21 protein-coding genes are annotated in these 19,983 nt (G+C 73.4%); 14 read left to right on the top strand and 7 right to left on the bottom strand.

The window, feature by feature from the left end:
- The first annotated feature begins 87 nt into the window (after positions 1–87).
- The 5 genes from M3T53_RS08995 to M3T53_RS09015 are packed head-to-tail and all read left to right on the top strand — an operon-like array spanning position 88 to position 5,338.
- Positions 88–1,548: a M81 family metallopeptidase gene (locus M3T53_RS08995; protein WP_442866947.1), complete on the top strand. Its 1,461-nt coding sequence runs from the start codon at positions 88–90 to the stop codon at positions 1,546–1,548.
- Positions 1,545–2,465, top strand: coding sequence for an ROK family protein (locus M3T53_RS09000; RefSeq protein WP_272434186.1), 921 nt, complete (start codon positions 1,545–1,547; stop codon positions 2,463–2,465). Before M3T53_RS08995 ends, M3T53_RS09000 begins: the two co-directional genes overlap by 4 nt.
- A complete protein-coding gene (locus M3T53_RS09005; RefSeq protein WP_272434187.1) occupies positions 2,462–3,187 on the top strand; it encodes a copper homeostasis protein CutC in 726 nt (241 codons plus the stop codon). Before M3T53_RS09000 ends, M3T53_RS09005 begins: the two co-directional genes overlap by 4 nt.
- A gap of 10 nt (positions 3,188–3,197) precedes the next feature.
- Positions 3,198–3,530 (top strand): DUF3039 domain-containing protein, encoded by a 333-nt coding sequence (locus tag M3T53_RS09010; protein WP_272434188.1) that lies wholly within the window; start codon positions 3,198–3,200, stop codon positions 3,528–3,530.
- A 53-nt stretch (positions 3,531–3,583) separates the two neighbouring features.
- Positions 3,584–5,338: a DEAD/DEAH box helicase gene (locus tag M3T53_RS09015; protein WP_272434243.1), complete on the top strand. Its 1,755-nt coding sequence runs from the start codon at positions 3,584–3,586 to the stop codon at positions 5,336–5,338.
- A 45-nt stretch (positions 5,339–5,383) separates the two neighbouring features.
- On the opposite strand, the gene M3T53_RS09020 is transcribed toward M3T53_RS09015, so the two are convergent.
- Positions 5,384–5,701: a DMT family transporter gene (locus M3T53_RS09020; RefSeq protein WP_272434189.1), complete on the bottom strand. Its 318-nt coding sequence runs from the start codon at positions 5,699–5,701 to the stop codon at positions 5,384–5,386.
- A 25-nt stretch (positions 5,702–5,726) separates the two neighbouring features.
- Positions 5,727–7,070, bottom strand: a complete 1,344-nt coding sequence (locus tag M3T53_RS09025; RefSeq protein WP_272434190.1) for a nicotinate phosphoribosyltransferase — start codon at positions 7,068–7,070, stop codon at positions 5,727–5,729.
- 80 nt (positions 7,071–7,150) lie between these two features.
- Between M3T53_RS09025 and clpS the strand changes: the two genes are divergently transcribed.
- From clpS to M3T53_RS09045, 4 genes are read left to right on the top strand one after another with little or no spacing between them, the layout of a single operon-like run.
- Positions 7,151–7,447: an ATP-dependent Clp protease adapter ClpS gene (gene clpS / locus M3T53_RS09030; RefSeq protein ID WP_272434191.1), complete on the top strand. Its 297-nt coding sequence runs from the start codon at positions 7,151–7,153 to the stop codon at positions 7,445–7,447.
- Entirely contained in the window at positions 7,444–8,013 is a 570-nt protein-coding gene (locus tag M3T53_RS09035; protein ID WP_334540628.1) for a DUF2017 family protein, read from the top strand. The genes clpS and M3T53_RS09035 overlap by 4 nt, the downstream gene beginning before the upstream one ends.
- A gap of 10 nt (positions 8,014–8,023) precedes the next feature.
- A complete protein-coding gene (gene murI, locus M3T53_RS09040; protein WP_272434192.1) occupies positions 8,024–8,860 on the top strand; it encodes a glutamate racemase in 837 nt (278 codons plus the stop codon).
- Positions 8,857–9,669 carry an MBL fold metallo-hydrolase gene (locus tag M3T53_RS09045; RefSeq protein ID WP_272434193.1) on the top strand — a complete coding sequence of 271 codons (813 nt, stop codon included), beginning with the start codon at positions 8,857–8,859 and terminating at the stop codon, positions 9,667–9,669. The genes murI and M3T53_RS09045 overlap by 4 nt, the downstream gene beginning before the upstream one ends.
- A gap of 38 nt (positions 9,670–9,707) precedes the next feature.
- Here M3T53_RS09045 and M3T53_RS09050 read toward each other — a convergent pair whose 3' ends face one another.
- Positions 9,708–10,628, bottom strand: coding sequence for a LysR family transcriptional regulator (locus M3T53_RS09050; protein WP_272434194.1), 921 nt, complete (start codon positions 10,626–10,628; stop codon positions 9,708–9,710).
- Between the two features lie 86 nt (positions 10,629–10,714).
- On the opposite strand from M3T53_RS09050, the gene M3T53_RS09055 reads away from it, so the two are divergent.
- Together M3T53_RS09055 and M3T53_RS09060 are read left to right on the top strand one after the other, a co-directional pair.
- Positions 10,715–11,041, top strand: a complete 327-nt coding sequence (locus M3T53_RS09055) for a CBU_0592 family membrane protein (RefSeq protein ID WP_272434195.1) — start codon at positions 10,715–10,717, stop codon at positions 11,039–11,041.
- A 91-nt stretch (positions 11,042–11,132) separates the two neighbouring features.
- The gene (locus M3T53_RS09060; protein WP_272434196.1) at positions 11,133–11,267 is read left to right on the top strand and encodes a hypothetical protein; all 135 of its coding nucleotides are present in this window, start codon (positions 11,133–11,135) and stop codon (positions 11,265–11,267) included.
- A 101-nt stretch (positions 11,268–11,368) separates the two neighbouring features.
- Here M3T53_RS09060 and rdgB read toward each other — a convergent pair whose 3' ends face one another.
- Both rdgB and rph read right to left on the bottom strand, forming a co-directional pair.
- Positions 11,369–11,995, bottom strand: a complete 627-nt coding sequence (rdgB, locus tag M3T53_RS09065; protein WP_272434197.1) for an RdgB/HAM1 family non-canonical purine NTP pyrophosphatase — start codon at positions 11,993–11,995, stop codon at positions 11,369–11,371.
- Positions 11,995–12,765 carry a ribonuclease PH gene (gene rph / locus M3T53_RS09070; protein ID WP_272434198.1) on the bottom strand — a complete coding sequence of 257 codons (771 nt, stop codon included), beginning with the start codon at positions 12,763–12,765 and terminating at the stop codon, positions 11,995–11,997. Before rph ends, rdgB begins: the two co-directional genes overlap by 1 nt.
- Before the next feature lie 36 nt (positions 12,766–12,801).
- On the opposite strand from rph, the gene nudC reads away from it, so the two are divergent.
- Positions 12,802–13,785, top strand: coding sequence for an NAD(+) diphosphatase (gene nudC, locus M3T53_RS09075; protein ID WP_272434199.1), 984 nt, complete (start codon positions 12,802–12,804; stop codon positions 13,783–13,785).
- A gap of 49 nt (positions 13,786–13,834) precedes the next feature.
- The gene (locus M3T53_RS09080) at positions 13,835–15,871 is read left to right on the top strand and encodes an ATP-dependent DNA helicase UvrD2 (RefSeq protein WP_272434200.1); all 2,037 of its coding nucleotides are present in this window, start codon (positions 13,835–13,837) and stop codon (positions 15,869–15,871) included.
- A 77-nt stretch (positions 15,872–15,948) separates the two neighbouring features.
- On the opposite strand, the gene M3T53_RS09085 is transcribed toward M3T53_RS09080, so the two are convergent.
- Both M3T53_RS09085 and M3T53_RS09090 read right to left on the bottom strand, forming a co-directional pair.
- Entirely contained in the window at positions 15,949–16,878 is a 930-nt protein-coding gene (locus M3T53_RS09085; protein WP_272434201.1) for a hypothetical protein, read from the bottom strand.
- Between the two features lie 93 nt (positions 16,879–16,971).
- A complete protein-coding gene (locus tag M3T53_RS09090; protein WP_272434202.1) occupies positions 16,972–18,498 on the bottom strand; it encodes a zinc-dependent metalloprotease in 1,527 nt (508 codons plus the stop codon).
- A gap of 132 nt (positions 18,499–18,630) precedes the next feature.
- On the opposite strand from M3T53_RS09090, the gene M3T53_RS09095 reads away from it, so the two are divergent.
- Positions 18,631–19,848, top strand: a complete 1,218-nt coding sequence (locus M3T53_RS09095; RefSeq protein WP_272434203.1) for a YlbL family protein — start codon at positions 18,631–18,633, stop codon at positions 19,846–19,848.
- The last annotated feature ends 135 nt before the right edge of the window (positions 19,849–19,983 follow it).

A 19,983-nucleotide genomic window follows, 5' to 3' on the forward strand; every position in this document is an offset into this window, starting at 1 on the left:
CCCTCCCGAACCCCTCCCCTCCGACCGTCCCCGGCCGTGGCGCTCGCGCACCAGGCGCGCCGGCCACCCCTCTACTAGGAGAACATCGTGGTCGTCCGACCCCGCATCGCCGTCTGCGGCATCCACATCGAAAGCTCGACCTTCACCCCCTACACCTCGACAGCCGACGACTTCGCCGTCACCCGCGGCCCGGACCTCATGGCCCGCTACGAGTGGCGGGGCGCCGACTGGGCCCTCGCCGTCGACTGGGTGCCGATCCTCCACGCCCGCGCCCTGCCCGGCGGCGTCGTCGAGCGCGGCGCCTACGACGCCTGGCTCGCCGAGATCCTCGACGGCCTGAGCGCCGCCGGCCGCCTCGACGGGGTCTTCTTCGACATCCACGGGGCGATGAGCGTCGACGGCCTCGACGATGCCGAGGGCCACATGATCGGTGCGATCCGCTCGGTCATCGGGCCCGAACCGATGGTCTCGGCCTCCATGGACCTGCACGGCAACGTGTCCGACGCCCTCTTCGAGGGCTGCGACCTGCTCACCTGCTATCGCATGGCCCCCCACGAGGACGCCTGGGAGTCGCGCGAGCGCGCCGCCCGCAACCTCGTCGACCGGCTCCGCCAGGGCCTGCCCAAACCGGCCAAGGCCCTCGTGCACGTCCCCGTCCTCCTGCCTGGGGAGAAGACCTCGACGCGCATCGAGCCGGCGAAATCCCTGTACGCGATGATCGAGCCCGTCGAAGCCATGGACGGGATCCTCGACGCCGGGATCTGGATCGGCTTCGCGTGGGCCGACCAGCCGCGCTGCACCGGCGCCGTCGTTGTCACCGGCGACGACCCCGAGCTCGTCGCTGAGCAGGCGCGGATCATCGGCCAGGAGTTCTGGGACAGGCGCCGCGACTTCGAGTTCGTCGCCCCCGTCGCCACCATCGACGAGTGCCTCGACTTCGGCCTGAGAGCCCGGCGCCCCTATTTCATCTCCGACTCCGGCGACAACCCGGGGGCCGGCGGCGCCGACGACGTCACCGTCGCCCTCGCCAGCCTTCTCGCCTGGCCTCCCGTCGTCGACGGGTCCCTCGACGTCGTCCACGCCTCCATCGTCGACCCGGATGCTGCGGGCGCCTGCTGGCGGGCCGGGGTCGGTCAGAGCGTCGACATCGAGGTCGGAGGCCGCATCGACACCCGGCCCCCTGGGCCCCAGCGGGTGCGCGGGACCGTCCGGGCCCTCGCCGACGACCCGCTCGGCGGGCCCACGGCCGCGATCCGCACCGGGGGCCTCACCCTCATCGTCACGACGAACCGCGCCCAGTACACGACGTTCGAGCAGTTCGAGCGCCTCGGCATCGACATCGCCGCCGCCGACGTCGTCGTCGTCAAGATCGGCTACCTCGAGCCCGACCTGTATGAGACCCAGGCCGACTGGCTCATGGCCCTGACCCCCGGGGGCGTCGACCAGGACCTCCTGCGCCTGGGCCATACGAGGATCTCGCGCCCGATGTTCCCCTTCGACCCCGACATGGACCCCGGGGCGATGGCGGCGCGGGTCGTGATCCCGTGACAGCCTCCCTGTACGCGGGGATCGACGTCGGCGGCACCGCGATCAAATGGATGATCGTCGACGCCGCCGGGCGGATCGAGGCGCAGGGGCGGGCCCCCACGCTCCGCCGGGGAGTAGCCGCGCAAAGCACGGCCATCGCCCGCCGCCTGTCCGACGAGCACCCGGGGATCGCCGGGATCGGGGTGATCTGCCCGGGGATCGTCGATGAGGCCGCCGGTCGTGTCGTCTACGCGTCGAACCTCGATCTCGACGGGGCGGCGCTCGCCGAGGACATCGGCGGGGCCACGGGTATCCCCGCGCGCCTCGGGCACGACGGAAGGGCCGCCGGCATCGCCGAGGGCCTCATGGGGGCGGGACGAGGGGCCTCCTCCTTCCTCATGATGCCCATCGGCACGGGCATCTCCATGGCCGTGATGCTCGGCGGACGGGCGTGGGCCGGCGCCTCCTACTGCGCGGGCGAGATCGGGCACGCCCCCGTCTTCCCCGACGGGGAGACCTGCGGGTGCGGCCAGCGCGGCTGCCTGGAGGTCTACGCCTCCGCCACCGGCCTGGCCCGCCGCTACCGGGACGCCGCCGGCGTCGACGTCGGGGCGAGGGGCGTCGAGGAGCGCCTGGGGTCAGACCCGATCGCCGACCGCGTGTGGGGCACCGGTGTTCACGCGCTGGCCGTATCCCTCACGCAGATGACGCTCGCCCTCGACCCCGAGCGCATCGTCGTCGGCGGCGGCCTGTCCCATGCGGGCCCCCGCCTCCTCGACCCCCTGCGCGCCGAGCTCGCCGATATGCTCCGCTGGCGGCGGCCGCCCGGCCTCGTCGCCGCCGAGCTCGGGGACGCCGCCGGCCGCTGGGGGGCCGCCGTCCTGGGGGCGCGGGCCGCCGGGGCGTCGTGCTACGAGGCGTGGGAGCCGCTCCGATGACCGCCGTGGAGATCTGCGTCGACGACCTCGCGGGGGTCTCGGCCGCCCGCGCCGGCGGAGCCGACCGCGTCGAGGTGTGCGCCGACCTGGCGTGCGGGGGGCTGACACCCTCCTTCGGCCTCGTCGAGGACGCCGTGGACGCGGCCCCCGTCGGCGGCCTCCAGGTGCTCGTCAGGCCCCGGCCCGGCGACTTCCTCCACACGAGCGACGAGGTGTCGCGCATCGCCTCCGACATCCGGGCACTGCGCCGCCTCGGGGAGGCGACGCGCACACGCCTGGGGTTCGTCGTCGGCGTCCTCGCCCCCGGAGCCGTCATCGACGAGGCCGCCGCCCGGCTCCTGCGCGACGAGGCGGAGGAGGCGCCGCTGACCTTCCATCGGGCCTTCGACCTCGTCGCCGACCAGGACCGCGAACTCGACCGCCTGATCTCCTGGGGCTACGACCGGGTCCTGACGACCGGCGGGGATCCGGTCACGGCCCGGCCCGAACGGCTCAAGAGGCTGGCGCAGCGCGCCGGCGACGACCTCGTCGTCCTCGTCTCCGGGGGGCTGCGCTCCCACAACGTCGCCGACATCGCCCGCCGATCCGCCGCCCGCGAAGTCCACATGAGGGCCCCCGGGGCGTCCGGCGGCACCGATCCGCACGAGGTCCGGCGCATCGTCGAGGCGCTCGCGGGCCCCGGGAGCGCGGCCCGGGCCGACATCGCGGCGCGGCGGACATAGAATGAGGCCCATGCGCGACGCACTCGACGAACCCACCGGCCCCGGCGCCCCCTCGGGCCCGGCGACCCAATCCTCCACGGGCCTCCTGGAGCGCACCGAGGTCGAGCAGGAGAAATCCCCCGGGGACGGCGATCGATTCGCGCACTTCGTCCGCAAGGACAAGGCCTCCTCCGCGATGATCACCGGCCAGCCCGTCGTCGCCCTGTGCGGCAAGGTGTGGATCCCCACCCGTGACGCCTCGAAGTTCCCCGTGTGCCCCACGTGCAAGGACGTGCGCGACTCCATGGGCTCCAACGGGCGCAACTGGCCCTTCTCCGACGGCTCGGGCGGCACCGGCCAGTGACCCCCGCGGAACGACACCACCCGTCCCGCGCCTCCGCCTCCGCCGCCCGCTCGATGCCCCCGGCCTTCCCGGACCGGGCGCCCCGCGGCGCCGCCGGGTCGCTGCGCGCCTGGCAGGCCCGGGCCCTGAGCCAGTACCTCGAGGCCGCCCCCCGGGACTTCCTCGCCGTCGCCACCCCCGGCGCCGGCAAGACCACGTTCGCGCTGCGCATCGCCGTCGAGCTCATCGGCCAGGGCGCCGTCGACAAGGTCTGCGTCGTCTGCCCCACCGAGCACCTCAAGACCCAGTGGGCCGATGCCTCCGCCCGGGTCGGCATCCACATCGACCCGGCGTTCACGAACTCCCAGGGCCGGGCCGGTTCGCACTTCGACGGCGTGGCCGTCACCTACGCCCAGGTCGCCGCCAACCCGTCCGTTCACGCGGCCCGCACCCGCGCCCACCGCACCCTCGTCATCCTCGACGAGATCCACCACGCGGGCGACGCCCTGTCCTGGGGCGACGGCGTGCGCGAGGCCTTCGAGGACGCGACCCGGCGCCTGGCGCTGACCGGGACCCCGTTCAGGTCCGACACCGCGCCGATCCCCTTCGTCCGCTACGAGGAGGACTCGCAGGGCATTCGGCGCTCGCGGGCGGACTACACGTACGGCTACGCCGACGCCCTGCGCGACCTCGTCGTGCGCCCCGTCCTGTTCATGTCCTACTCCGGGCAGATGGCGTGGCGCACGAGCGCCGGGGACGAGGTGAGCGCCCGCCTGGGCGAGCCGCTGACGAAGGACATGATGAAGCAGGCGTGGCGCACGGCCCTGGACCCGACGGGCGAGTGGATCCCCGCGGTCCTGCGGGCCGCCGACCAGCGGCTCGAGGAGGTCCGCCGCCAGGTGCCCGACGCCGGCGGCCTCGTCATCGCCTCCGATCAGACGCAGGCGCGCGCCTACGCCCGCCATCTGCGGATGATCACCGGCCGGGCGGCCACGGTCGTCCTGTCCGACGACGCGGACGCCTCCGAGCGCATCGACGCCTTCCGCGAGTCGGACGACAAGTGGATGGTCGCCGTGCGCATGGTCTCCGAGGGCGTGGACGTGCCGCGCCTGTCCGTCGGCGTCTACGCGACGAACACGTCGACGTCGCTCTTCTTCGCCCAGGCCGTCGGGCGCTTCGTCCGGGCCCGGCGGCGCGGGGAGACGGCCACCGTGTTCATCCCCTCGGTTCTGCCCCTGCTCACGCTCGCCGGGGAGATGGAGGTCGAGCGCGACCACGCCCTCGACCGGCCCGCCGCGGCCGGGGCCGACGAGGACTCGATGTGGAGCCCGGAGGACGCCCTCGTCGCCCGGGCGAACAGGCAGGAGCGGGCGTCCTCGGACCTTCTCGGCCAATTCGAGGTCCTCGGCGCGGACGCGGAGTTCGACGGGGTTCTCTTCGACGGGGCCGCGTGGGGGGCGGGCGCCGAGGTCGGCTCCCAGGAGGAGCAGGAGTACCTGGGGATCCCCGGCCTGCTCGACGCCGATCAGGTGACGACGCTCCTGAGGGCACGTCAGGCCGAGCAGATCGCCTCTCAGCGCAAGACGCGGGCGGCGGCGCGCCTGCGCGAGGAGAACGCGGGAGTATCCGAGCATCGGCTGCGCGCCTCCAAGCGCAAGGAGCTGTCGCGCCTGGTCTCCTCGTGGTCGCGCCGCTCGGGGGACACGCACGCGGTGATCCACGCCCAGTTGCGCCAGCGCTGCGGGGGGCCCGAGGTCGCCCGGGCGACGACCGACCAGATCGAGGCGCGCATCGCCCTGCTGCGCGAGTGGTTCGTCGGGCGGGGCTGAGCGCCGGGGCGCACGACCACGTTTTCGCATCGATGGGGGTGAGTCTCACTCCCCGATGAGGTGCAGGCCCGCGATGCAGCCGATGAGGACGGCGACGAGCACGATCCGCAGGACGGAGGCGGACTCGGCTCCCGACAGGATCGAGTAGCCGACGGTCGCCACCGCGCCCGTGCCCGCCCACGCCGCGTAGGCGGTGCCCACGGGGATGTCGCGCATGGCGACCATCAGCCCGCCCATCGAGATCGTGCAGGCGAGGAGGAACACGAGGAGCGTCCCGACGCGGAACTCCTCGCCCAGGCGGGCCAGGGCCGAGGCCCAGACGGCCTCGAACAGTCCGGAACCGATGAGGACCACCCACGCCATCGGCGTCTCCTTCCCGGATCGCCGGTCAGGCGATCGACTCGTAGCGGGTGGGGATGGCGACCTCGCCCTCGGACAGGCGCCACGCCTGGTAGGGCAGTTCGTTGCGCGAGCGCACGTGGCGCTCCTGCGCGGCCTCGAGGGCGCGCGGCCCCCACAGCCCGGAGTCGATGGCGCCGCCGGTGACGAGGGGGACCTGCAGGGGCCTGGCGCCCGCCGCCTCGAGGGCGGACGCCGCCTCCTGCGGCGAACCGCCGACGACGAGGAGCTCCTCGGCGGCGTAGCCGTCCTCGTCGAGGACCCGGCCGGCCGTCTTGCGCCCCCCGACGGTGCCCTTCGACTCCGACTTCTTCGCGACGGGGATCTTCTCCCCGTCCTCGCCGACGCGCTCGACGAGCTTGTACACGAGGGACGAGGTCGGCACGCCCGATCCGGTGACGAGCTTCGTGCCCACCCCGTAGGAGTCGATGGGCGCCGCCCCCAGGGCCGCGATCGCGTACTCGTCGAGGTCGTTCGTCACGGTGATCCTCGTCGTCGTCGCGCCGAGCGCGTCGAGCTGCCCGCGGACCTTGAAGGCCTGGGCGACGAGGTCGCCGGAGTCGAGGCGCACCGCGCCGAGCTCGCCGCCGGCCGCGCGCGCCGCCTCGACGGCGTTGACGACGCCCTGCTCGACGTCGTACGTGTCGACGAGCAGCGTCGTCGAGGGGCCGAGGAGGGCGATCTGGGCGGCGAAGGCCTCCGGCTCGCTGTCGTGCAGGAGGGTGAACGAGTGGGCGGCGGTGCCGATGGCCCGGATGCCGTAGCGCTTGGCGGCCTCCAGGTCGGAGGTGCCGGCGAAGCCCCCGATGACGGCGGCCCGGGCCGCCGACACGGCGGCCCTCTCGTGTCCGCGCCGTGCCCCCATGTCCATGCAGGGGCGCCCGTGGGCGGCGATCGTCATGCGCGACGCCGCCGAGGCGATCGCGCAGTCGTGGTTGAGGATCGACAGCAGGAGGGTCTCGAGCAGCGTGCACTCGGCGAAGGTCCCCTCGACGGTCAGCACGGGGGAGCCGGGGAAGTAGCACTCGCCCTCGGCGTAGCCGCGGATGTCTCCGCAGAAGCGGAACCCCCGGAGGTAGTCGAGGGCGTCGTCGGAGACGATCCCCTGGGCGTGGAGCCAGTCGATCTGATCGGGCTCGAACTCGAAGCGCTCGAGGGCCTCGAGGATCCTGCCGATCCCGGCGACGACGCCGAAGCGGCGGGTCGCGGGCAGCCGGCGCCCGAAGACCTCGAAGGTCGAGGGGCGAAGGGCCGTCCCCGCCTTGAGGGCGGCGTCGACCATGGTCAGCTCGTACATGTCCGTGAGCAGGGACGTGGATGCGGATGCGGGCATGCGTCCAACCTAGTCGGTTCCGGCCCGCGCAGACGACCCAAAGCCGCGCGACGAGACCCGCGGGCGCCTAGTCTGGCCGTATGACGACAACCGCGATCCGACCGGCCGCCGGGGCCGCGCCGACGCGGGCGGGCCTGCCCGTCTGGCGCACCGTCGTCCTCGACGACCCCGTCAATCTCATGGACTACGTGACGAGCGTCTTCCGTCGGCACTTCGGCTACCCCCTGGCCCGATGCGAGGCCCTGATGATGCGGGTCCACACCGAGGGGCGCGCCGAGGTCTCGCGCGGGCAGCGCGAGCGCATGGAGGCCGACGTCGTCGCCCTGCACGGGTACGGCCTGCACGCGACGCTCGAACCCGTGGGGGCAGACGAGTGATCGACGCGTTCGAGCGGATCGACGACGGCTACGCCGCCAGGATCGACACCGACGACGCCCTCGTCCTCCAGCGGCTCGTCGACGAGATCCTCGTCGTCCTCGACGACCCCGGGGACCTCTCCCTCCTCGTGGGCGCCGCCACCGATCTCGAAACGGACCGGGAGGCCCCCCGCGAAGGGGCCCTGGGTAGGCTCCTGCCGTCGATGAGCCCCGACCCGGACCGCGCCTCGAAGCTGCGGGCGCTGACCGAGGACGCCCTGCGCTCGCAGAAGTCGGGTCGGCTGCGGCGGATGTCCGCCCGACTGGACGAGGCGCGCGCGGATCGCAGGGCCGTCGTCTCCGAGGAGGACGCGTGGGAGTGGCTCGCGGCCCTCAACGACCTGCGCCTGGGGCTGGCCGGCGAGCTCGGACTGTCGGACGACGCCGACGCCGAGCGGATCGCCGACCTGGCGGCCCGCCCTCCGACCGGGTGCAGATCCCAGGCGGCGGCCGTCGCCTACATGGTCGTCACCTGGTGGCAGGACTCACTCCTGTCCGCCATGAACTCCCCGGCCCTCGACCACTAATGTCCACGGTATGGACAACGCGCCGATCGGCATCTTCGACTCGGGCCTCGGCGGCCTGACGGTCGCGCGGGCGATCATCGACAAGCTCCCCGATGAGCAGATCCTCTACCTCGGGGACACCGAACGCACCCCCTACGGCCCCCGCCCGATCGCGCAGGTCCGCCAGTACACCCTCGCCTGCCTCGACGAACTCGCCTCCCGCGGGGTCAAGGCCCTCGTCATCGCCTGCAACACGGCGACCGCCGCCGCGCTGTCGGACGCACGCGAGCGCTACTGGATCGACGCCGGCATCCCCGTCATCGAGGTGATCTCCCCGGCGGCGCGCCAGGCCGTGGCGACGACCCGCAACAGGCGCATCGGCGTCATCGCGACCGAGGCGACCGTCCAGTCCGAGGCCTACCTCAACGCCCTGGCGGCCGTCCCCGGGCTGACCGTCGTCCAGCGGGCGTGCCCGCGCTTCGCCGAGTTCGTCGAGGCCGGGACCACCACGGGCGAGGAGCTGGAGTCGGTCGCCCGCGACTACCTCGCCCCCCTCGGCCAGGCCGGGATCGACACCCTGATCCTCGGGTGCACCCACTACCCGCTCCTGACCGGGGTCATCGGGCGCGTCATGGGGGACGGCGTCTCCCTCGTCACCTCCTCGGAGGCGACGGCCAACGTCGCGTACAACGAGCTCACCGACCGCGGGCTCCTCCACGGGCCGTGGCGGGGGGCCGATGGGCCCGAGCACCGATTCCTCACGACCGGCAGGTCGACGACGTTCCCGCGCCTGGCGCGCCGCTTCCTCGGGCCGGAGGTGTCGCGGGTCGACGAGGTGGACCTGAGTCCGGGGGAGGGACGGTCGTGAGGCTGACGATCATCGGGTGCACGGGTTCGATGTCGGGGCCCGCCTCGCCGGCCTCGTGCTACCTCGTCCAGGCGACAGGCGTCGATCCGGCGACCGGGGCCCGGCGCGTGTACTCGGTGGCCCTCGACCTGGGGCCCGGCTCTTTCGGGGCCCTGTGGCGGCATCTGGATCCGCGCGATCTCGACGCGGTCCACGTGTCCCACGGGCACGCCGATCACATCGGCGACATCATCTCCCTTCAGGTGCATCGGCGCTGGGGGCCGGGCCGGGGGGCGGCGCCGGTGCTCGTCGCGGGCCCCGCGGGCACGGCCGAGCGGGTCCGCCAGATCGACGGGACGACGGAGCCGGACGGGTACGAGGACGAGTTCTCCTTCCTGACGCTCGTCGATTCGACGGTGTACGAGGTCGGTCCGATGCGGCTGACGGCCGCGGCCGGTCGGCATTCGGTGGAGTCCTACGGGGTCCGTATCGAGGGGCCGGACGAGGCGGATCCGTCGCGGACGGTGTCGATGTTCTACACGGGGGACACGGACGAGGCCGAGTCGATCGTGCGGGGGGCGCGCGGCGTCGACCTGTTGCTGAGCGAGGTGGGGTTCACCTGCGCGGACGCGGCGGAGGGGATCCATATGAACGGCGTGCGCGCCGGCTCCCTGGCGGCGCGCGCCGGGGCGGGGCGCCTGGTGGCCACTCACATCCAGCCGTGGACGGATCGGGCGGTCGTCGAGGCGGAGCTGCGTTCGGCGTGGTCGGGCCCGTTGGACTTCGCCCAGTCCGGGCAGGTGTACGAGGTCGGGGCGGGGCGGCGCTGAGGCGGCGGGCCCGGCCTCCCGGTGGGGACGGGCCGCGCCTAGTCGATGGCGGGGGTGCGCCCGCGGTGCTCGGCGACCCAGTGGAAGAGCTGCTGGCAGACCTGGGCCTCGGCGCTGGCCTCGTTCCATCCGGCGTTGCGCCGGCGCAGGAGGATCCGCCTGACTCCGAGGGCCGGCAGCGGGGTGATCCTCATCCCCTCGGTGCTCAGCCCCTCGACGGCCATCGAGGGCAGGACGCTCGATCCCTTCCCGGCGCGGATCATCGCGCGGGCCGCGTCGTAGTTCGTGTAGGAGAAGGGGACCCAGCGGATCTGGGGGAGGGTCGAGGTCAGGCGCTCCATGACGTGGGCGCCGACGGTCCCGGGGGCGACGCGCAGCCAGTCGATGTCGGCGAGCCCGCGTTCGGAGCCGACGGCGCCGACGGCCTCGGGGCTGACGAGGACCCAGGGCTCGTCGATGAAGGGGGTGTCGGTGCACCCCCGGGGGGCGGCCCCGCCGATGTCGGAGTCGCGCTCGACGACGAGGAGGTCGTAGCGGCCCGAGCGCAGGGCGGTCATCCCGGGGGCCTCCTCGGTCTCGGCGATGTGGAGTTCGACACCCGGGAGGGAGGTGCGCAGGAAGTCGAGGAAGGGCAGGAGGACGGAGCGGATCACGGTCTGGAAGGCGCCGATGGTGACGATGCCGGTGACCTGCCCGGCTATGGGCCGCAGGGATTGGAGGGTCTCCTCGAGCTCGATCTGGATGCGCTCGGCGCTCGCGGCGATGATCCTGCCGGCGGGGGTGAGGACGGCTCCCGCGGGCGTGCGCTCGATGAGCTCGAGGCCGACCTCGTCCTCGAGTTTTTGGATCTGCTGGGAGACGGCGGAGGGGGAGACCATGAGGATGTCGGCCGCGGCGACGATGCCGCCTTCGCGCTGGACGGCGAGGAGGGCGGGGAGCCGTTTCGGATCGATGTGCACTGGGTCTCCTCTATTAAGCCGAACTTAACGCTGAATGAAGAGTGCTTCTATTGTACTTGAGTCGAGGCCTTGGCATCATCGGTTCCATGCAGATGACGGTGCAGGACATCGCGATGGTCCTCGGATGGTTCGGGGCGGCCGGCTCCATGGGCGCGTACTACCTCGTGTCCAGCGGTCGATTCGCCTCCGACTCCCTGCGTTACCACGGCCTCAACATGGCCGCCTGCGCCCTCCTGGTCGTCGCCTGCTGCGCGACGGGCTCATGGCCGTCGATGGTGACGAATCTCCTGTTCATCCTCATCGGCGTGCGGATGTCGTGGCGGGTCCGCGACCGCCTCGTCGCCAGGATCGCGTCGCTCGTCCGGCCGGGCGCCGCGCGTCGGGCCGCATTAGAGGCGCTTAAGGCCAGCTGAAGCCAATATCGATTGATTCCATGGTCTGTGAGGAGGATCATAGGAACATCCTCAGACAACGGGGTCTGACGGATCAGCAGTGAGGATGACCATGAAAGCGCCACCCAGCACATTGATCGCCCGACTGCGCGCCCTCCTGATGCCGACCATCCGTTGGCGTCAGCAGCGCGATGAACTCCAGTTCGTCATGGATCGCCCGATCTACGGCAATCTCGTGGCGCGGTGAGCGCCGACGACCTGGACGCACGAGGAAACCGCCCCGGCTGATGCCGGGGCGGTTCGCGTTCGCCCTCGCCGCTCCGGCGATCCGTCGACCGGGGGAGGGGCTCACCCGGCCTCGGCGCCCAGGGCCTCGACGAGGCGCGGGGCCAGCGCCCTGAAGGCGATGCCCCGATGACTGATCGCGTTCTTCTCCTCCGGGCTCATCTCAGCCGTCGTCAGCGCGAAGCCGTCGGGGACGAAGACCGGGTCGTAGCCGAAGCCCCCCGAACCGCGGCGCTCGCGGAGCAGGCGACCGCGCACCTCGCCCCGCTCGGTGAACTCGCGCCCGTCGGGCAGGACGAGGGCGGCGGCCGACACGAACGCCGCCGCCCGGTGCTCGTCGCGCACGTCGGCGAGCTGAGCCAGGAGCAGGTCGAGATTCGCCGCGTCGTCGCCGTGGCGCCCCGACCAGCGCGCCGAGAAGATCCCCGGGGCGCCGCCGAGGACGTCGACGCAGATCCCCGAGTCGTCGGCGACCGCCGCCAGCCCCGTCGCCCGGCACAGCGCCCGCGCCTTGATGAGCGAGTTCTCCTCGAACGAGGCGCCGTCCTCGACGGGCTCGGGCGCGTCGAAATCCGACATGCGCGCGATGGCCCCCGGCTCGAAACCCTCCCATGCGGCGGCGAGAATCGCCTCGAGCTCGCTGATCTTGTGGGCGTTGCCCGTGGCGAAGACCAGGCGAGGCGCTCCCATCAGGCGACCTCGACGCGCTCGCCGACGCCGGCCTCCAGGCACAGGCGCTGGGCGCGGGCCAGTCGGGAGTTGCCCGCCGTCGCCAGGTCGAGGAGCGCCCCCAGCTCGGCGCGGTCGAAGGGCGCGTGCTCGGCGGTGCCCTGCACCTCGACGAACGCGCCCGACCCCGTCTGGACGACGTTCATGTCGGTCTGGGCCCGGACGTCCTCGACGTACGGCAGGTCGAGCATCGGCACGCCGTCGACGATGCCGACCGAGATCGCCGACACGGAGTCGGTCAGGACCGGGGCGCCGGCCCGCGGCGCGACGATCCCCCGCTCCGTCGCCCACCGAACGGCTTCGGCCAGCGCGATGTAGGCGCCCGTCACCGAGGCGGTGCGGGTCCCCCCGTCGGCGCGCAGGACGTCGCAGTCCAGGACGATCGTGTTCTCCCCGAGGGCGGACACGTCGACGACCGCCCGCAGGGACCGCCCGATGAGGCGGGAGATCTCATGGGTGCGCCCGCCGATCTTGCCCTTGACGGATTCCCGGGAGGAGCGCTCCGAGGTCGCCCGCGGCAGCATCGCGTACTCGGCGGTCACCCACCCCTCGCCCGAGCCCTTGCGCCAGCGGGGGACGCCCTCCGTCAGGGAGGCGACGCACAGGACCCGGGTGGCGCCGAACTCGACGAGGACGGATCCCTCTCCCGTCCCCGACCATCCGCGGGTCAGGGCGACGGGCCGGAGCTGATCGGTGGCGCGCCCGTCGGCGCGCAGATGAGTCGTCGTCATGACGCCCACCCTACCCGAGGGGGTTAGCGTGGAGTCATGCGCTGCGACCTGCCCCTGGCCCGCGGCGGGGTCGACCCCCTCGTCCCCGTGCGCGAATCCGTCGACCCCGTCCGACTCGTGCGCGAGGGGCCATCGGCCCTGACGGGGGCGGCCGGGCGGATCGGCGCCGTGCGGGTCCTGCCCGTGACCGCGCGCGGATGGGTCGGGGTCGAAAGGGGAGGGGAGGGCCCGCGCCTCGCCTCGATCCCCCTGGCCGAGGCCGAGCGGCTGATCGGCGTGGGCCGGCCCGTCCTGTTCCTCGGGGCGACCGGGGACGCCGCCCGCCTCGCGCTCGTCCTCGACGCCGACGACGAGCCGCGATCGGGCCCCTGGCGGTGGGCGGCCCTGCGCTGGTGCGGCCACCTCCTGGGCGACGACGACGCGGCCCTGGCCGCCGCGGCCGCCGCCCTGGCCGCCTGGCACGACTCCTTCCGGTACTGCCCGCGCTGCGCCGCCCCCGTCGAGCCCCGGGCCGGCGGGTGGTCGACGGCGTGCACCGGCTGCGGGGCCGTCGAGTTCCCCCGCCACGACCCGGCGATCATCGTCCTCGTCGTCGACGGGCGCGACCGCGCCCTCCTCGCCCACAACACGGCGTGGAGCGGGTCCTTCGCCTCGGCCATCGCCGGATTCGTCGAGGCGGGGGAGTCCCCCGACCGCGCGGTCGCCCGCGAGGTCCGCGAGGAGGTCGGCCTCGAGGTGCGCGACGTCGAGTACCTCGGCTCCCAGCCCTGGCCGTTCCCCCGCTCGCAGATGCTCGGCTACCGGGCCCGCACCGTCGGGGCCGAGGCCGTCCCCGTCCCCGATGGGCAGGAGATCGAATGGGCCCGCTTCTACAGCCGGGAGGACCTCGCCGAGGAGATCCGCGGGGGGCGGCTCGAACCGCCCGGCCGCGCCTCGATCGCCTCGGCGATGCTGCGCGACTGGTACGGCGGTGAACTCCCCGAGCCCCCCGGCGCCCCCGACCCGCTGAGACGGCCCTGACGCGCCGCCCGAGGCCCCACGTGCCGGCGACCCGTGGGATGATCCGACCATGACCACGACGCCCGATGAGATCCTCGACGCCCTCGACCCGGATCAGCGGGCCGTCGCCACCCGCGTCGCCGGGCCGCTGGCGGTCCTGGCGGGCGCGGGGACGGGCAAGACCCGGGCGATCACGTATCGCATCGCCTACGGGGCGGCGGTCGGCGCCTACGACCCCTCGAACGTCCTGGCCGTGACCTTCACCAAGCGCGCCGCCTACGAGATGCGCCACCGCCTCGCCGCCCTGGGGGTGCCCAGGGCGCAGGCCCACACTTTCCACGCCGCGGCCCTGCGGCAGCTGCGCTACTTCTGGCCGACCTACATCGGGGGCCCGGTCCCCGACATCGTCCCCCACAAGGCGTCGCTCGTCTACGCGGCCGGCGCGCGCCTGGGCATCGGCGTTGACAAGGCCCTGGTGCGCGACCTCGCGGCTGAGATCGAATGGTCGAAGGTCAGTCTCGTCGACGCCGCCCACTACCCGGAACGCGCCCGGTCGCTCGGGCGGCAGGCCCCCGCCGGGGTGTCCGAGCAGGACATGGCGCGCCTCCTCGACGTCTACGAGGAGGTCAAGGCCGAGCGCGGCGTCATCGACTTCGAGGACGTCCTCACCCACATGTGCGGCCTCCTCCAGGAGCGCCCCGAGGTGGCCTCCGCCGTCAGGGCGCAGTACCGCCACTTCGTCGTCGACGAGTTCCAGGACGTCAACCTCCTCCAGCACCGGCTCCTCGACCTGTGGCTCGGGGGGCGCCACGACGTGTGCGTCGTCGGCGACGTCGCCCAGACGATCTACTCCTTCACCGGCGCCACCCCCGAGTTCCTCACCGGGTTCGCCCGGCGCCACCCCGGCGCCGCCGTCCTCGAACTCGTCCGCGATTACCGGTCGACCCCGCAGATCGTGTCCGTCGCGAACTCCCTCATGGCGCTGTCGAGGCGCGCCAGCGGAACGGTGCGCCTCGTCTCCCAGAACGACTCCGGGCCCGCCGTCGCGTTCCGCGCCCACGGCGACGACCGCGCCGAGGCCGAGGCCGTCGCCTCCCGGATCCGCGAACTCCTCGCCGAGGGCGTCGAGGCCAGTCGGATCGCGGTCCTCATTCGGATGAACAGCCAGTCCCAGATCCTCGAGGAGGTCCTGTCCTCCCGGCAGATCCCCGTCGCGATGACGAACTCCACCCCCTTCTTCCGCAGGGAGGACGTGCGCTCGGCGGTGGCGGCCCTGCGCGCCGCCTCGATCGCCCCCGACGAGGCCGCCTCCCCTCTCGACCAGGCAGTCGTCGACGTCCTCTCCCCGATGGGGTGGTCCCCCGAGATGCCGGTCGGCGGAGCGGCTCAGGAGCGATGGGCCGACCTCAACGCGATCATCCAGTGGGCCCAGGACTCCAACGCCGACGACCTCGCCGGGTTCGTCGCCGAGCTCTCCGACCGCGCCCAGTACCAGGTCGAGCCGGACCAGTTCGGGGTCGAGCTGACGACGATCCACGCCGCCAAGGGGCTCGAATGGGACGCGGTGTTCGTCATCGGAGCCGCCGAGGGGCTGCTGCCGATCTCCTACGCGAAGACCCCCGAGGCCCGCGAGGAGGAGCGCCGTCTCCTCTACGTGGCGATCACCCGCGCGCGCCGGGTCCTGGAGATCTCGTGGGCGCGCGCTCGCTCGGAGGGCGGGCGGGGCTCGCGCCGGCGCTCGCGGCTCCTCGACGGCATCTGGCCGGAGGAGGCCCCGTCCCCCGCAGCCCCTCCGGCGCATGCGCGGAAGACGACGACGCGCGCCGCCAACCGGGAATTCGAGGAGACCCAGTCCGCCCAGACCATCGATCTCTTCGCCCGCTTGAGGGCCTGGCGCCTGGCCGAGTCGAAGGCCAGGTCCGTTCCCCCGTACGCGGTGTTCTCCGACCGGACGCTGCGCGACATCGCCATCGTCGCGCCCAAGACCCTCACGCAGATGCGGGTGATCTCCGGAGTCGGGCAGGTGAAGATCGACCGGCACGGGCCCGCCGTCCTGGCGATCGTCCGGGGCGAGGAGGTCGTCGTCGACGAGGACGAACCGGCCTGACGGACGGCGCCCGAACGATCGGGCCCTTCCCGCGCGCGGCCGCCGGCGGCCGCGTCGAGCAGGAGCGGCCCGGACGATCAAGCCGCCCGCTCCAGACCCGGAGGGCATCCCGCCGCCCCGCAGGCGCATCCCGGCTCGGGCGGCACGGCCGTGCGCGACAGGACTCCCCGCGAGTCGACGCGGACGAGCTGCTGGCACTCCTCGGGCGTCGCACGACCCCGGATCGCCGCCTCGACGAGGTCGGCGATGACGAGGGAGGCCGCGCAGGAGGCGCGCGCCGGGGTCGGGGGCAACGGCCACGTCGGCAGGTCCCGCAGGTGGATCAGGCGGGCCGGGTCGTCCCCGATCCGCCGGGCCTCGACGCACTGATGGCAGGTCGTCGCCCCCGGCATGACCAGAGGGCCGATCTCGTACCCCGATTCGAGGCGGGTGACGACCAGGTGGGGGATCTCCTCGCGGACCCACCGCAGCGTCGCCTCAGGATCGGCCCGTCGTTCGGCGGACACGAGGACGAGGCCCGGGCTCCCCGAGAACGACGACCGGGCGCTCGGCACGAGGCGCGCGAGATGCTCGCGCGCCGAGAAGGCCCGGTCCTGACCGAGCCGGTCCTCGCCGACGACCCGGGCGAGATCGCGCTCGACGACTCCCGGCGAGCTGATCGTCACGGCCACGTCGACGGACTCGGCGATGACCCCGATGGAGGATAGGCAGGCGGCGCAGAGCCCGTCGAGGTGCAGACGGGCCGCCGTCCGGGGCTCGGGACGGTCGACGAGTCCGGCGGCCTCCAGGGCGGCCTCGATCCTTCCGGCGCCCGGGGGCGGGGGAGGGCAGGGGCGCCGCGACAGCGGGTGGTCGAGGCGGTGGGAGGCGATGCGGGCGCAGGCGTGGACCCAGGCCTGCTCCTCGGGCGTCAGCGCGTCGAGGACGACCCCGGAGGCGGGGTCCCCGCCGATGCGCAGGGAATCGGCGCCGTTCCACAAGACGGCGGTGCCCGGACGCAGTAACATGTCGGATCCTCTCAGTTCGTCTCGTATGAGACGATTCTTCACGATCCGCGCGGGACGGGCCAGAGCGGGCCCTCCCCTGTGGACGGCCCGCGCTCAGGCGGACGGGGCACTCCCCTCGTCGGAGGGGCCGTCGTCGTCCGAGGACCCCCGATCGGGCCCCGACCCGGAATCGCCGCCCTCATCCGCCGCACCGGCCCGTCGCAGAGCCTCCGACTCCGGGTCGTCCTGCGGGGACAGGCCCTGGGCCCAGCCCATCGTCCCGTCCAGCAGGGACTCCAATGCGGCGTCGATCTGCGCGTCCTGCTCGTGGGCGGCCCGCCGCAGGACGAGGAAGGACTCCGGTGAGTCCAATTCCCCGGTCGTCGGGACCATATCCGGATGGCTCCACAGGGCCTCGCGGCCCTCGGATCCCGAATCGTCCGCGACCAGCGAGAAGATCTCGGCGGCGCCCCTCGCGCGCCGGGGCCTCATCGACAACCCGATGAGCCGGCCGAGGACCTGCTCGGCAGCCCCGCCCGACGCCCGACGCCGCCGCATCATCTCGCGGAGCTGATCGGCGTGCGGAAGGTAGGGGGCGACGGCGAGGGCGGTGACGACCTCGACCCACCCCTCGACGAGGGCCAGGAGCGTTTCCAGGCGCTCGAGGGCCGACCGCTGCTCGGCCGTGGGGGACGTCGAGAAGACCCCTCCCGACATCGCCCCCTCGATCGAGGCCGGATCCGACAGGTCGACGCCGCGCGCCGCCTCGGAGATCGCCTCCATATCGATCGCGATGTTCGCCGAGTACCGCTCGACCGCGCGGATCAGATCCCCGGTCAGCCAGGGGACCGAGGCGAACAGGCGGCGGTGGGCCGCCTCGCGCACGGCGACGAACTGCTGGACCTCCTCGTAGGGGATCTCCAGGCCGTCGGCGAACTCGCCGACGTTGCGCACGACGAGGGCGCAGGTCCGCTCGGGTGCCAACGGCAGGCCGACGTCGAAGGACCCCATCGCCTCCTGCGACAGGGCCGCCAGGGCGTTGCCGATCTGCGCGGCGAACATCATCGACGACAGCTTCGGGAGCATCTCCCGGGTCTTGCCGATCATCGCCGCCATCGGGCCGGGGAGGGACTCGGCCTCCCCCAGGGGGCCGGCCCCCGACGCCAGGGCATCGCCCATCGCCCGTGAGACGTTCGCGGCCACCGGTTCGCAGACCCTCTTCCACATGTCGAGCGTCGCCTCGACCCACTGGACGCGGCTCCACACCTGACGGTCCGGCGGATCCGCGATGAAATCGGTGACGGCGTCCAGCCACAGGTCGGCGACCGTCATCGCCTGGCGCGCCCGCTCCGCCTCGGCCGCCGACGGCAGGGGATCGCCGGAATTGAAGGCCCGCTGCTTCGCCCCGTCCTCGACCATCGACCAGTTGACCGGGCCCGCCGTCGTGTTCAAGAGGAACTGGAACTGGGAGGCCGCCTGCGCCATGCGGGCCGGATCGGACAGCTCCGGGGGCAGGCTCTGCGGGTCGAGCCCCTGGGCGCGCATCGCGCGCGCCGCCTCCTCGCCCGCCTCCTCGCCGAGCATCCGCCGCAGGAACTCGTCGAAGGGCGTCGAATCGGATGAACCGTGATCCTCAGTCATATCCAGACCCTACCCACCCCCGCCCCGGCGACGCTCGGGGGCGGATGGGAGTGCGCTGAAAGCTGAATGCGAAAACCCCGTCCTCGCAGGAGCCGGCTCGCGTCGCGCGGCCGGGCGACCGACAATGAGCCGGTGGACCACGACGAGCAGAGCACGACCTCCCCCCGGCCCCCGACCGGCGCCCCCGGCGGCGGCGAGGCGCCCGCGCCCGCGAAAGGGCGACGGGCGGGCAGGACCCGGGCCCTGCGCCTGACCGGATGGGCGCTCATCGCCCTCGCGGCCGTCGTCGTCTTCGTCCTGCCCGTGCCCTACGTCGTCGACAAGCCGGGCCCCACCTTCAACGTCCTGGGATCGCGCGACGGCACCGCGGTCATCGAGGTCTCCGGGACCGACCCGGCCACCGGCTCCCCCCTCGTCCCCGACGCCACCGACGAGGCCGGCGACGCCGCGGCCCCCGCCGACGGACGGCTGCTCATGGTCACCGTCTCCGAATCCGGCGGCCCCGGGAACCGGATGACCCTCGCCGCCCTGGCGGTGTCCGCCCTCGACCCGCGCAACACCGTCGTCGCCTACAGCGACGTCTACCCCGACGACGTCACCGCCGAGCAGATCGAGCAGGCCGCCCAGGCCCAGATGTCCTCCTCCCAGTCGACCGCCGAGGTCGCCGCCCTCGAGCACCTCGGATGGTCGGTGCCCGCGACCGTGACGGTCGCCGGGGCCGTTCCCGGGTCCCACGCCGAGGGGGTCGTCGAGGCCGGCGACGTCCTCGTGTCCATCACCGACCCGCAGGGCGTCGTCCACCCCGTCGACTCCGCCTCCGTCCCCTTCTCCCTCATGCGCCGCCAGCCCGTCGGCTCGGTCATGACGCTGACCGTCGAACGCGACGGGCGGAGCCTCGACCTCCCCGTCGAATCCGTCGCCGGCGGGGAGCAAGAAGAGGGGTCCAAGCTCGGCGTCTACCTGACGGCCGACGTGTCCTTGCCGATCGACATCGCCGTCAACCTCGACAAGGTCGGCGGCCCCTCGGCCGGCATGGTCTTCGCCCTGGGGATCATCGATCGCCTGACCCCCGGCGACCTCACCGGCGGCCAGTCCATCGCCGGGACCGGCACCATCAGCTACGACGGCGCCGTCGGCCCCATCGGGGGCGTGCGGCAGAAGATGTGGGGCGCCAGGGCCGACGGGGCCCAGTGGTTCCTCGCCCCGGCGGGCAACTGCTCGGAGATCGCGGGCCACGCGCCCGAGGGGCTGACCGTCGTTCCCGTCGCCACCCTCGACGAGGCGCTGGCCGCGGTCGACGCCATCCGGCTGGGCCGACCGGACTCGCTGGCCGCCTGCCCGGCCGGGTGACCGCCCCGCAACGGACCGCCGCGGGCGCAGACGGGCGCGTCAACGGCGGTTCAGCGCCGGGCGCGGGGGCGAGACCGGCATCGTGGCGACCGCCGGGCCGCCATTCGCCCGGCCTGCCGGGGCAATCCGACGCGA

Origin of the sequence: Actinomyces sp. B33 (genome assembly GCF_028437565.1) — a bacterium.
GTDB lineage: Bacteria > Actinomycetota > Actinomycetes > Actinomycetales > Actinomycetaceae > Pauljensenia.